This is a genomic window from Streptosporangium sp. CA-135522 (assembly GCF_050949235.1).
In the GTDB taxonomy this organism is placed as follows: domain Bacteria; phylum Actinomycetota; class Actinomycetes; order Streptosporangiales; family Streptosporangiaceae; genus Streptosporangium.
Genome location: NZ_CP192026.1, coordinates 7,477,662 through 7,489,532, shown reverse-complemented (window position 1 = coordinate 7,489,532; position 11,871 = coordinate 7,477,662). Strand labels below are relative to the sequence as shown.

Sequence of the window (11,871 nt, the reverse complement as noted above, 5' to 3'; positions counted from 1 at the left end):
TCTCCTCCCCGCCGGCGGGCTCGGTGGCCGCACCCTCCGCGATGTCGACCTGGACGCGCGGAAAATCACAGAAGGGACGCATCCCCATCATGATTCTGGTGACCGGCGCGACCGGAAACGTCGGCCGTAACGTGATCGACCAGCTGATCTCCAGGGGTGAGAAGGTGCGGGCGATCGCCCGCGACCCGGGGAACGCGAAGCTGCCGGACGGGGTCGAGGTGTTCCAGGGTGACCTGCGCCGTCCCGAGACGCTGCCGGCCGCGCTCGCGGGCGTCGACCGCGCGTTCCTGTTCCCGGTGTTCGGCGCGCTGGACGGCTTCCTCGACGCGGCGGCGCGGGCGGCGGTGGGACATGTGGTGCTGCTCTCCTCGTCCTCGGTGACCTATCCACGGCTCAACCGGATCGGCCGCATGCATGTCGAGTGCGAGCAGGCGGTGACCAGGTCGGGGCTGCCCTGGACGTTCGTGCGTCCCGGCGCCTTCATGACGAACGACCTCACCTGGGCGCCGATGATCAGGGCCGAAGGGGTGGTGCGGACCGCGTACGGCGACGCGGCCGTGGCCGGGATCGACGAGCGTGACATCGCCGCCGTCGCGGTCAGCGCGCTGCTCGACGACGGGCACGCGGGACAGGCCTACAAGCTCACCGGGCCGGAGTCGCTGACCCAGGTCGAGCGCGTGCGGATCCTCGGCGAGGTGATCGGTGGCCCGGTGCGGTTCGAGGAGGTGCCGCCGGAGCGGGCGCGGCAGCAGATGATCGACTCCTCCCTGCCGCCGGAGTTCGCGGACACCGTGCTCGAGGTGCTCGCGGCCCTGGCGGGCAAGACCGCGGAGGTCCTGCCGACCGTCGAGGAGGTGACCGGCCGCCCGCCGTACACCTATGCGCAGTGGGCCGCCCGCCACGCGGGCGACTTCCGCTGACCGCTGACCGCTGACCGCTGACCGCTGACCGCTCACCGGGCGCGGTGGCGCGCCCGAGCTCGAACGCTCACGCACCGTCTTCGCCCGGACGCGGCCGTCAGACGTGGTCCTCCGGAACCGAAAGCCCGTCCGGTAGATACACGGGACGGCCGTTCCCGCGGGCCTGACGCGCGGCGGGCAGGCGGGCGGCGGAGTGCGCGGGCAGGAGGGTGGCGGCGGTGTCCCAGGGCAGGAACGCCGCGTCGTCGAGCTCTTCGACCTGCAACCTGATGAGGTCCGGGTCGGGGAGGACACCGCCGTCGAACAGAAAGTTGATCATAGAGCGGGGGCGGTCTCCCGCCGGTGGCGACCAGTGGACCACGAGGAGCCCGCCCGCCTCGACGGTCACGCCGAGCTCCTCGGCGACCTCCCGCACGGCGCAGTCGTGGGGCGCCTCGCCGGCCTCCGTGATCCCGCCGGGGAAGCTCCAGCCCGGCCGGTAGTTGGGCTTGACCAGCAGCACGCGGTCCTCGGCGTCGGTGAGCAGCAGGCAGGCCGAGACGAACGCGCTGGGCAGGGTGGCATACCACTCGGCGGGTTCGAGATAGGTCTCGCTCATCCCGGCCACGCTACCCTGCCGGTCGCGCGTCGTCACCGAAGGCGCGTTGAGAGGTGGCAGCGCCGCACATCGAGGTTCGGGTGCTCCCGTTCAGTGCCGGTGCGCATGCCGGCCCGACAGGCGCTTTCCGGATACTGCAGATGAAGGATCCCTATTCGGCCGAGCTCATCTCCGCGATTGCAGAAGAGGTGCGGTGAACGTGATGGAAGGGCATGGCCTGCCTACCCCCGAGGACTTGGCCGATGTTGCCTGGCACATCAGCACGAGAAGCGACAACGGTGGCGGAAGCAGCGTGGAGGCCGGCCCCTGGCCGACGGCAGCGGGCGGGCCGCCGTACGGCACAGCCATCATCCCGACGGTGAGGTGGTCGTCTACACCCGCGCCGAGTGGGAGGCGTTCGTCGGCGGTGTCAAGGACGGGGAGTTCGACTTCCCGGCAGGGTGACCGCTCCACCGCTCCGCCGCATCGAGCGTGCGGCGCAGGCCGTACGGGGCGCCCGTATGAAGGCTCAGCCGCGCCGCGCGTCGCCGTTGAGGCGTTCAACCGCGATCATCGCGGCGTCGTCGCCCAGGCGCCCGCCGACGTGGGCGAGGAGATCGTCGTGGACGTACTGGAGAAGGGCCTCGGGGCCGCCATCGCTCCAGCCGGAGATCCGCTCGGCCAGCGGATAGAAGGCCCCGTCGGGGTCGCGGGCCTCGATGACGCCGTCGGTGTAGAGCAGGAGGATGTCGCCCGTCTTGAACTTGAACGTCTCGATCTCGTAGTCGGGCTCGCAGAGCAGGCCCAGGCCCAGCGGGGGCGCGGGCCGGGTGGCGTGGAGCGCCGTGACACGGCCCTCGCGCACGATCAGGGGCGGGGGATGCCCGCAACTGACCATGGTGAGCAGGGTGTCCCCGTCGGGGATTTCGAGCACCGCGGCGGTGACGAAGCCCTCTCCGACGCCTTCTTCGGTGCTCTTCGGGCCGTCGTCCCGGACCTCCCCGAGCCCTGCCAGGTCGGAGCTGACGCTCTCCTCCAGGTCGGCGGTGAGGCCGGGCAGGTCGACGTGGCGGCGGGAGGCCTCCCGAAAGGCACCGAGCAGCAGAGCGGACTCGGAGATGGCGTCCAGGCCCTTGCCTCGCGCGTCACCGATGATGAGCCGGGTGCCGCCGGTGGTCCGCGCGACGCCGTACAGGTCGCCGCCGATCTGGGCCTCCTGCTCGGCGGCGAGGTAGACCGAGGCGAGCCGGAGTGGGCCGATCCGCTCCGGAAGGGGGCGCAACAGGACCCGCTGCGCGGCCTCCGACACCGACCGCACCTGGACGAGCTCCCGCCGGTCCCGGTCCCGAAGCAGGGAGAAGATCACCACAAGGACCGTGACCACCATCAGGGCGAGGACCTGCATGCGCAGCTCCTGAGCGCTCAGCTCGCCGTCATGGGCGCCGATGAGCACCTGGTCGGCGACGGCGAGGAGGCCGATCGTCCCCGTCAGCCGCGGGCCGGCGAAGGCGGCCGTGATCGCGGGCGCGGCGACCAGCAGCGGAGCCAGATGGACCTCGGCCGGGATCACGACGTCGGCGATCGTGATGCCCAGGATCAGCGCGAGCGGGATCGCGACGAGCGCGGGTCCCGAACGCCCTGACCGGAGCGGATCGGAAATGCGCTGCCAGAGTTGCACCCTTCCTGCTTACACCCTGCGAAAACGGATCTTGGAGGAACCCGCCGGGGCGGCCTCCCGTCAGGCGGCGACCGCCGCGGGCTCGTCGCGCCGGACGAGGGCGGCGTAGGGGCCGTCGGCGGCGAGGAGCCCGGCGTGGGTGCCGCGTTCGGCGACGCGGCCGTGGTCGAGGACCACGATCTGATCGGCGTCGCGGACCGTGGACAGGCGATGGGCGATGGTGATGGTGGTACGGCCCCGCGACAGGGTGTCCAGGGCCTCCTGGACGGCGCGCTCGGTCTGGGTGTCGAGGGCGCTGGTGGCCTCGTCCAGGATCAGCACGGGCGGGTTGCGCAGCAGCGTGCGGGCGATGGCCAGACGCTGCTTCTCGCCGCCGGAGAACCGGTAGCCGCGCTCGCCGACCATGGTGTCGTAGCCGTCGGGCAGCGACGCGATGTGGTCGTGGATGCGGGCGGCGCGGGCGGCCTCGACCAGCTCGGCGTCGGTCGCGGAGGGTTTGGCGAAGCGGAGGTTGTCGGCGATCGAGGAGTGGAACAGGTAGGTCTCCTGGGAGACCACGCCGACCGTCTCGGCCAGAGTCTCGAAGGTCAGCTCGCGCACGTCCACGCCGTCGACGGTGACCCGCCCGCCGGTCACGTCATAGAGGCGGGGCAGCAGGTAGCTCAGCGTGGTCTTGCCGGAACCGGTCTCGCCGACCACGGCCAGGGTCGTGCCCGCCGCGACCGTGAGGTTCACGTCCGACAGGGCGGGCGCCTCGCCGTAGGAGAAGTCCACGTGCTCGAAGCGGACCTCGCCACGCACGTCCCGCAGCGTCCGGGTGCCGGGGTGGATGTCGACCGGCAGGTCGAGGTATTCGAAGATCCGGGCGAAGAGGGCGAGGGAGCTCTGCACGTCCACGCCGAGCCGCAGCAGCGACACGGTGGGCCGGAACAGGTTCATCTGGAGCGTGGTGAAGGCGACGACGGTGCCGATGGAGACGGCCGAGGTCAGCCCGGTGGCCCAGTAGATCATCGCGGGCATGGCCGCCATGATGATCTGGATGGTCGACTGCCGCCAGCGTCCGGCCATGCTGGAGCGCACCTCCAGATCGGCCAGCTCGTCGGAGGCGGCGGAGAACTGCCGGGTCAGCTCGGGGCCGCGACCCATGGTCCGGCCCAGCAGGATGCCGCTGATCGACAGCGACTCCTGGACCGTCGAGGAGATGGCGGCCATCTTCCGCTGCCGCTCGGAGGTGATCTTCCTGCGCTCGCGGCCGACCCTGCGGCTGATCCCCACGAAGACGGGCAGCAACAGCAGCGACACGACGGTCAGCCGCCAGTCGAGGACGAGCATCGCGATGATCGTCGCCACCACCGTGGTCAGGTTCGACACGATCGAGGCGGCGGTGGAGGTCACCACGCTCTGCATGCCGCCGATGTCGCTGGCGATGCGCGACTGCACCTCTCCGGTGCGGGTCCGGGTGAAGAAGGCCAGGGACATGCGCTGGAGGTGGCCGTACACGGCGGTGCGCAGGTCGTGCATGACGCGCTGGCCCACGGTGGTCGAGATCAGCGTCTGGACGACGTCGAGGACGCTGGTGGTGACGGCGACCGCGACCATGCCGAACGCCAGCAGCGTCAGCAGGCCGGTCCTGCCGTTGGGGATGGCGTCGTCGAGCACCTCGCGGAGCATGAACGGCGACGCCAGCGAGACCAGCGAGGACAGCGCGATGAGGGCGCCGACCAGGGCCAGCCGGCCCCGGTAGGGATGGAACAGGGCGACGATGCGCCGCAGGGGCGCCCGGGGTTCGTCGTTCATGTCAGGTGCTTCGTGCCGGAGGGCTCTCTTGGTTCGCTCGGTCATGCAACCCCTTTCTGATGTTCACTCAAACAGAGGTTAGCTCACAATCATTCCCGTGAACAATGAGATAAATTCAGGACGTGGAGACGGAACTGGCCGACCTCGTGCACGGCGTCGGCCATCGCCTGCGCCGCGGTTACGGCGAGCGCCTCGGGCCCCTGGGCCTGAGTCCCGGCCAGGCGCGGGCGCTGAGGATCATCGCCGACGCCGAGCCGCCGCTCAAGATGGTGCAGCTCGCCGACAGGCTCAGGATCGTGCCGCGCTCGGTCACCCCCGTGGTGGACGCCCTGGAGGAGGCCGGCCTGGTCCGCCGCGAGGTCGACCCGGCCAGTCGCCGGTCCACCCTGCTGGTGATCACCCCCGAGGGCCGGGTCCAGTACGCGCAGGTGCGCGAGGCGCGCAGGCAGGTGGCCGAGGAGCTGTTCTCGGTGCTCACCCCCGAACAGCAGGATCGGCTCAGGGAGCTGCTGGGCCTGGTGGACCGCGAGTTCGGCTAGAGCCGTCCGGGCGCAGGTCCGGTCAGGCGAGACGCCTGGCCTCGACGTCGTGGCCGCCGCCGAGGCGCCAGCGGGGGCGGCCGCCGATGATCGTGGCCACGCACCGGCCCGGACCCTCGCGCAGCAGGGCGGTGTAGGCGGTCCGCTCGTCGGCCTTCACGGCGAAGACGGCGAAGTCCGCGCGGCTGCCAGGGCCGAGAGAGCCCAGACGGCCCGTGCCCTCGGCCATGCCGAGGGCGCGCGCCCCGCCCAGCGTCACCGCCTCGACCAGAAGCCGGTCGAGGGCACTGCCGCCGGCGGTGTCATCGGCGGCGTCGCGGGCGAGCGTGCGGGCGACGGCCAGCGGGTCACCGCCGGTCCGGGTGCCGAACGCGATGACGCCCCCGCCGTCGAGCAACCCTTCGGCGGCGAACGGCGACGAGATCGCCACCGCCGTGCCCCGGATCCGGAGCAGCTTGCGGTCCGCCTCGTCGAGTGGGCCGGAGACGGCCACGTGACAGCCGGGACCGAGGGCGCCCACCTCGTCCAGGAACGCGGCCGGATGGCGGCCCACCTCGATGAGGAGCCGGAGCCGGAACGTGCGGGACAGGATGGCCAGGTCCTCCATGACCACGGGGTCGGGGGAGTGCGGGGCGATGCCGATGGCCCCCGGATGGTCCACTTCACGGATGGCGGTGATCAGCCGATCACGCCCGTCGCCCTCCCACCGCGCCTCGTTCTCGCAGCGCGTCTCGAGGTAGGTCACGCCGCCGAGGCCGGTCTCCCCGACCGCCGATGCGACGTCCGGATCGCCCGCCACGCCCGCGATCGCGGTGACACCGTGGACGGCTGCCCGGACGGGCGTCTGGTCGAGCCGGAGATGGGCGTCCACCAGCCCCGGCACGATCATCCCCGGCCAGCGGGTGGGGGCGGACTCGGGATAGGCGGCCTCGATCTCCCCGCGGGGGCCGACCCGGATCACCCGATCTCCCCGGACGGCGACGGCTCCGTCCTCGATGGGCCGTTCGCAGACGGGCAGGACGAGCGGCGCGCTGTGCACGACGACTGCCGAGAGCGCACGCGTGCCGATGGCGTGGCCCGCGCGCGTGGGCATAGACACTCCTGTCTGTTTGTCCCTTTAAAGAGATTAAGGGCATCGGTCCTTCGATCTCAAACGCCGCGCTGAGGATCGTGCTCCCGTGCGGTCCCTGCGTTCCCGTGCGGTCCTTGTGTCCCTGTGCGGTCCCTGTGTTACCGTACGGCCCCTCCTCTCCTTTCTTCATCTGATGGACGGCCTTCCTCCAAAAGAAGATTGATCGTTGCTAAAGCGATCTATAGCGTCATTTTTCGTGACTCGTCCCCCCAGGTTGCTCAAAGCGTTGATCGCAGTCGCGGTGCTGATCCCGATCGGCATCGCCTCCCTCCCCGCCTCCGCCGACCCGTCTCCCGACCCCGAGCACCCGTGGCGCCTGAACCAATGGCCCCAGACCCAGCCCTGGCAGCGGGACGAACCCGCGGCCACGCTGCGCGGCAAACCCGGTGGCCCGGCTCCGGTCGACCCGCAGAACTGGAAGAACCCGGACCACATGACGTGGGCCGACTACACCAAGCCGCCCGGCACGAACTGGGCCGATCCCGCGGTCAAGGGGTCCAAGAGAACCTTCCGCGGCGCGCTGGTCCTGCTCGACTACCCCAACCAGCCGTTCGTGGTCACCCGGCCCAAGGGATCGACGGTCTTCAAGAACCCCAGCGCCGAGGCCCACGACATCCCGCGCGAGCAGGTCGCCCAGTTCTACAAGGACTTCCTCAACACCCCCGGCGGGCTCAACCGCGGCCACACCATCCACGAATACTGGATGGAGGACTCCGCAGGCCGTTACGGCGTCGACCTGACCGCCTTCGGCCCCTATCGGATGCCGGGCAAGTCCCACGAGTACGCCATGGAGTTCCAGGCGGGCACCGGCTGTCCGGCGGGCGACAGTTGCGATCGCAACATCAGGACCGACGGGCGGGCCGCGTGGGCCGCCGCAGAGGGGCCGGACGTCCCCGCCGGGTTCGACTTCGTCTTCTACCTCAGCGCCGGCCAGGACGAGTCGGCCACCTGGCAGGAGTTCGGGTCGATCAAGTTCCCGGTCAAGGAGGCGGTGACCGACGACTTCGGGCCGCCGGACCCGGCCCTGCCCAACTGGGCCAGGACCAGATACGTCGAGTGGACCTCCTGGGCCTCCGCCTCCTCCATCTGGCCCAACGCCGGAGGTGGATCGTCCACCCAGGCAGAGAGCTCGGGACAGGGCGTCTACGCCCACGAGCTCAGCCACATCCTCGGCATCGGCGACAACTACAACAACCCGTTCGGAGTGCCGCCGCGCCGGGCCTACACCGGCATCTGGGAGATGCTCAGCCGGGGAAGCTTCAACGGGCCCGGCGGCCCGCACAGCCGCTGGATGATCCCGCCCACCGGCGGCGGTTCCATGGGCGCCCAGCACATGCTCCGCAACAAGATCAAGCTTGAGATGGTCGACGAGCGGAACGTGCTGCGCCTGTCCCGCGAGGCGTTGGCCCAGTCCGGTCTCGTCGTGGCGAAGGTGACCGCGCGGTCGGTTCAGCCCGGCCCCGATGACCTGTCCGGCGTCAACATCGCCTTCGGCGACGGCGATCGCAGCCCGGCGTGCGACATCGCCGTCGACCCGCTCTGTGACGGCGGCGGCTACGAGAACTACACCGTCGAGGTCGTCGACCGGATGGGCGCCGACTCCTTCACCCCCGACTCCGGGGTGCTGCTGGCCAAGACCAAGAACCAGGACCGCGCGCCCTTCGAATGGGTCGTCGACGCCAATCCCCAGGACATCGGCATGACCGACTACGTCCTGCCCGACGGGACCGCCGTGCCCATCACCATCGGCGACTACCGCCAGCTGTCGGACGCGCTGTTCCACGCCGGCACCGACTCCGGCTCCGAGTTCGAATACGTGGACGAGGCCAACCGGCTCCACTTCTACGTCCTCGACGTGCGGCGCGACCGCGGGGGCGTGCTGTCCTACACGGTGGCCGTCCGTTCCCTGGACGGCGCCGGGCCGCAGAAGCGCGGCCTGAAGCTGCTCCCCGCCGCCGGGGTCCCCGGCGGCAAGGGCCTGTCCTCCTGCCGGTTCCCGCTGTTCAACACCGGTGCGACCGCCCCCGCCCAGGGGCAGCACCCCGAGGACGTGAGCGCCCACCTCAACGGCGACGTCTACCGGCTGTCGGCCACCGTCCAGGGCGACGGCTGGACGGCCTCGCTGCCGAACCGGCTCGCGACCGCCGACTTCGGCCGGCAGACGCTGGTGGCCGTCAACGCCCAGCGGGCCTCCGGGGGCAGCCGCCTGGCCAAGGTCACGCTGACGGCCACCTCCGAGAGCGACCCGTCCAAGACCGCCAAGGCCACCTGCCACGTGATCGGCCTGTAGGGGGTCCCGGCCGGAGAACATCCCGCAAGGGCGTGAGAGCCCGCTCGGGACGGCGACGGGGTACGGCGCGCATGCCGTACCCCGTCATCGCGGGTCCGGCAGGCGGCGGGGCGGGGCGGAGCGCGCCTCCCCATCTTCACCAGGCCACCTTCCGGTGAATTTTCATGGCATGTCATTTCACCGACTGTTTAGCTGATCTATGGGGTCTCGCCGCCGGCCCGGTATCTGGTTGAATCAATCTTGGGGCAACACGTCGGCCGGTTCGGGCGGTCGCGGACGTGCCGCGGTTCTCTCGGGGGGTGTGGATGCCCGGGCCGTCGAACGTGCCTGATCATCGTGATTCGAGACCGCCGAGGCGGTCGATCCCGCTGGCGGCCCCCGCCGCCGCCGGAACGGTCGCGGCGGTGGCCAGCATCCTGGCGACCTCGCTGGACATCTGGGACCTGCCCACCGGGGCCAAGGTCGGTGTCACCGCGCTCGCCGCCCTCCTCGTCGGCCTGCTCACCTGGGCGACCGCCGGCACGCGGGGCCAGGAGCGGACCGAGGGCAACGGCCCGTCCTGGCGCGCACCCGACCAGTGGCCACCGGGTTCGGCGCACTTCACCGGCCGGACCGAGTCGCTGGCCGAGCTGCGCCGGGTGTTCGCCGAGCGCCACCGCTCCCACGGCGGCGACGAGGCCACCTCGCCCCTGGTCGTGTCGGTGTACGGCAGGGGCGGCGTGGGCAAGTCCATGCTCACCGCCAGGTTCGGGCACGAGGTCGCCGACCGCTTCCCCGACGGACGTCTCTACGCCGACCTGCGTGGCGCGGCGGAGCCGGTCCCGCCCGAGGAAGTGCTGATCGGCTTCCTGCGGGCACTGGGAGTGCGGCTGACGACCGACCCCGGTGGCCTGACCGAGCTGCGAAAGCTCTGGCTGACCTGGACCAAGGGCAAGCGCATCCTGATCGGCCTGGACAACGCCCAGGACGGGGATCAGGTCAAGGACCTCATCCCCGCCGAGCCCGGGTGCGCGGTGATGATCACCTCCAGGCAGCCCCTGTTCCTGCTCAACACCTACGACAAGCAGCTTTCGGTGTTCAGCGAGGCACAGGGCGTGGAACTGCTCGCCCGGCTGGCCGGGGACGACCGGGTCGCCGCAGACCTGGAGTCGGCCCAGGAGATCGTCCGCATGTGCGACCATCTGCCGCTGGCCATCGGCATCTGCGGCGGGCGCCTGGCGACCCGGGAGAACTGGACCCTGCGCGAGCTCGCCGACCGGCTGCGGGACGAGCGCCGCCGCCTGGACCAGCTCGAACTGGCCCGCAGGCTCGACAAGAGCGTGCGGGCCTCGCTCCAGCTCAGCTATGACGACTGCACCGGGCTGCAGCGTCGCCTGCTGCGCCTGCTCAGCCTGCTGACCGCTCCCGACGTGCCCGGCTGGGTGGCGGGGGAGCTGCTGGCCACCTCCGAGCTGGACGGCGCCGACCAGCTGGAGGCGCTCATCGACACCCAGCTCGCCGAATGCTCGGGCGTCGACTTCTCCGGCGTCATGCGCTACCGGCTGCACGACCTGGTGCGGATCTTCGCCCGTGAGCTCGCCCTCTCCGGCGACGACGAGGCCCATCGCCGGGCGGCCATCGAGCGGGTCCTGTCCGGCTACCGCCGCCGCGCCGAGGTCGCGGCCATGGCCCGCTGGCCGCAGGACTGGGGCCGCAGCGGCAGGCGCACCGATCCGGCGGCCGCGACGATGGCCCAGGCGTCGGCCGCCGACTGGCTCAACGCCGAGCGGCTGACCCTGGTCGCCGTGATCCACCAGGCCCGCAACCTGGAGATGTGGGAGCTGGCCTGGGGCCTGGGCCGGGCCCTGTGCTCCCTGTGCCACTCCCTGCGGGCCTACTGGTCCGACTGGCGAGCGGTCGCCGAGATCGTGTGCGAGGCGGCGGTCCACATGGACGACCGGCGGGCCCTGGGCATCGCGTTGCTGGATCGGGCCGCGGTGACGAGCGGGCAGGGCAGCCACCAGATCGCCAGGGCCGACGCCGAACGGGCGCTGGAGATCTTCACCGAACTGGGGGAGTCCTGGTGGGCCGCGCGGGCGATGCGCACGGTCGGCATGACCCTGTTCAGCGACGGCAGCCTCGACCGCGGTCAGGGCTACCTGATCGACGCGATCACCGCCTTCAAAGGGGAGGAGGACCGCTGGTGGTCGGCCAGGACCCAGCGCAACCTGGCCGAGCTCCGGCTCGCCCAGCGCAGGCCCGAGGAGGCCAGACGGCTGCTGGAGGACGCCCTGGAGGTGTTCAAACAGGACCGCAACCGCTACTCCGAGGCGCAGACCCTGCGCGCCTACGGCGAGGTGCTCGGCGCGACCGCCCGAGCCCTGCACGCCCGGGGCGAGACCAGGGCCGCCGGCGAGGACTTCACCCGGGCCGGGTTCAGCCTCGACCGGGCGGCCGAGACCTTCCGACTCCGGGGCGAGCTCTGGGAGGAGGCCAGGTGCCTGCGCGCGGCCGGCGAGGTCGGCAACCCGGCCAACGGGCTGCGCGAGCTGACCTACGTACGGCGGGCCGCGGAGATGCTGGTCGCCCTCGGCGACTCCTGGGGGGTGGCCAGGGCCGAGCTGTCGGCCGGACGCGCCCACGGCCGGCTGGGCCGTACCCGAGAGGCGCAGGAGGCGCTGCGGCGGGCCGTACGCGCCTTCGAGGAGCTGGATGACCGCTGGTGGATGGCCAGGAGCCTGCGCTACCTCGGCGAGGCGCACCTGGAGGCGGGCGACCCCCAGACGGCGATCCTCCCGCTCAGACGGGCCCAGGACATCTACCGCAGCCTCGGCAACCAGGCGGGGATGGGCCGCACCATCGAACTCCTGCGCCGCGCGGGGGAGTGAGGCGACCGTCGTTGCAACGATGGGCACCGGGTGTTCACCGCGCGGACATACCCCTACGTATAGGCTCATGG

10 protein-coding genes are annotated in these 11,871 nt (G+C 71.4%); 6 read left to right on the top strand and 4 right to left on the bottom strand.

From position 1 onward, the window contains the following. The first annotated feature begins 89 nt into the window (after positions 1-89). A complete protein-coding gene (locus ACQPYK_RS35480; RefSeq protein WP_433241003.1) occupies positions 90-920 on the top strand; it encodes an SDR family oxidoreductase in 831 nt (276 codons plus the stop codon). A gap of 97 nt (positions 921-1,017) precedes the next feature. Here the strand turns inward: ACQPYK_RS35480 and ACQPYK_RS35475 are convergent, their stop codons facing one another. Further along, positions 1,018-1,518, bottom strand: a complete 501-nt coding sequence (locus ACQPYK_RS35475) for an NUDIX domain-containing protein (protein ID WP_433241000.1) — start codon at positions 1,516-1,518, stop codon at positions 1,018-1,020. A gap of 53 nt (positions 1,519-1,571) precedes the next feature. Between ACQPYK_RS35475 and ACQPYK_RS35470 the strand changes: the two genes are divergently transcribed. Continuing rightward, entirely contained in the window at positions 1,572-1,715 is a 144-nt protein-coding gene (locus ACQPYK_RS35470; RefSeq protein ID WP_433240997.1) for a Scr1 family TA system antitoxin-like transcriptional regulator, read from the top strand. Continuing rightward, complete coding sequence (locus tag ACQPYK_RS35465) at positions 1,696-1,962, top strand: DUF397 domain-containing protein (protein ID WP_433240994.1); 267 nt, start codon at positions 1,696-1,698, stop codon at positions 1,960-1,962. The genes ACQPYK_RS35470 and ACQPYK_RS35465 overlap by 20 nt, the downstream gene beginning before the upstream one ends. Before the next feature lie 64 nt (positions 1,963-2,026). Here ACQPYK_RS35465 and ACQPYK_RS35460 read toward each other — a convergent pair whose 3' ends face one another. Next, positions 2,027-3,175 carry a PP2C family protein-serine/threonine phosphatase gene (locus ACQPYK_RS35460; protein ID WP_433240991.1) on the bottom strand — a complete coding sequence of 383 codons (1,149 nt, stop codon included), beginning with the start codon at positions 3,173-3,175 and terminating at the stop codon, positions 2,027-2,029. A 60-nt stretch (positions 3,176-3,235) separates the two neighbouring features. After that, positions 3,236-4,972: an ABC transporter ATP-binding protein gene (locus ACQPYK_RS35455; protein WP_433240988.1), complete on the bottom strand. Its 1,737-nt coding sequence runs from the start codon at positions 4,970-4,972 to the stop codon at positions 3,236-3,238. Positions 4,973-5,094: 122 nt separating this feature from the next. Here ACQPYK_RS35455 and ACQPYK_RS35450 point away from each other — a divergent pair, with 122 nt between their 5' ends. Next, complete coding sequence (locus ACQPYK_RS35450; protein ID WP_433240985.1) at positions 5,095-5,511, top strand: MarR family winged helix-turn-helix transcriptional regulator; 417 nt, start codon at positions 5,095-5,097, stop codon at positions 5,509-5,511. Positions 5,512-5,533: 22 nt separating this feature from the next. Here the strand turns inward: ACQPYK_RS35450 and ACQPYK_RS35445 are convergent, their stop codons facing one another. Beyond that, positions 5,534-6,604 (bottom strand): amidohydrolase family protein, encoded by a 1,071-nt coding sequence (locus ACQPYK_RS35445; RefSeq protein WP_433240982.1) that lies wholly within the window; start codon positions 6,602-6,604, stop codon positions 5,534-5,536. Positions 6,605-6,839: 235 nt separating this feature from the next. On the opposite strand from ACQPYK_RS35445, the gene ACQPYK_RS35440 reads away from it, so the two are divergent. Together ACQPYK_RS35440 and ACQPYK_RS35435 are read left to right on the top strand one after the other, a co-directional pair. Next, complete coding sequence (locus tag ACQPYK_RS35440; protein WP_433240979.1) at positions 6,840-8,933, top strand: M6 family metalloprotease domain-containing protein; 2,094 nt, start codon at positions 6,840-6,842, stop codon at positions 8,931-8,933. 404 nt (positions 8,934-9,337) lie between these two features. Then, positions 9,338-11,800, top strand: a complete 2,463-nt coding sequence (locus ACQPYK_RS35435; protein WP_433240976.1) for a tetratricopeptide repeat protein — start codon at positions 9,338-9,340, stop codon at positions 11,798-11,800. Positions 11,801-11,871 lie beyond the last annotated feature (71 nt).

Excerpts from the sequence above, each read along its gene's own strand:
- ACQPYK_RS35480 (WP_433241003.1), top strand. The coding sequence starts at position 90 with ATGATTCTGGTGACCGGCGCGACCGGAAACGTCGGCCGTAACGTGATC.
- ACQPYK_RS35475 (WP_433241000.1), bottom strand. The coding sequence starts at position 1,518 with ATGAGCGAGACCTATCTCGAACCCGCCGAGTGGTATGCCACCCTGCCC.
- ACQPYK_RS35455 (WP_433240988.1), bottom strand. The coding sequence starts at position 4,972 with ATGAACGACGAACCCCGGGCGCCCCTGCGGCGCATCGTCGCCCTGTTC.
- ACQPYK_RS35445 (WP_433240982.1), bottom strand. The coding sequence starts at position 6,604 with ATGCCCACGCGCGCGGGCCACGCCATCGGCACGCGTGCGCTCTCGGCA.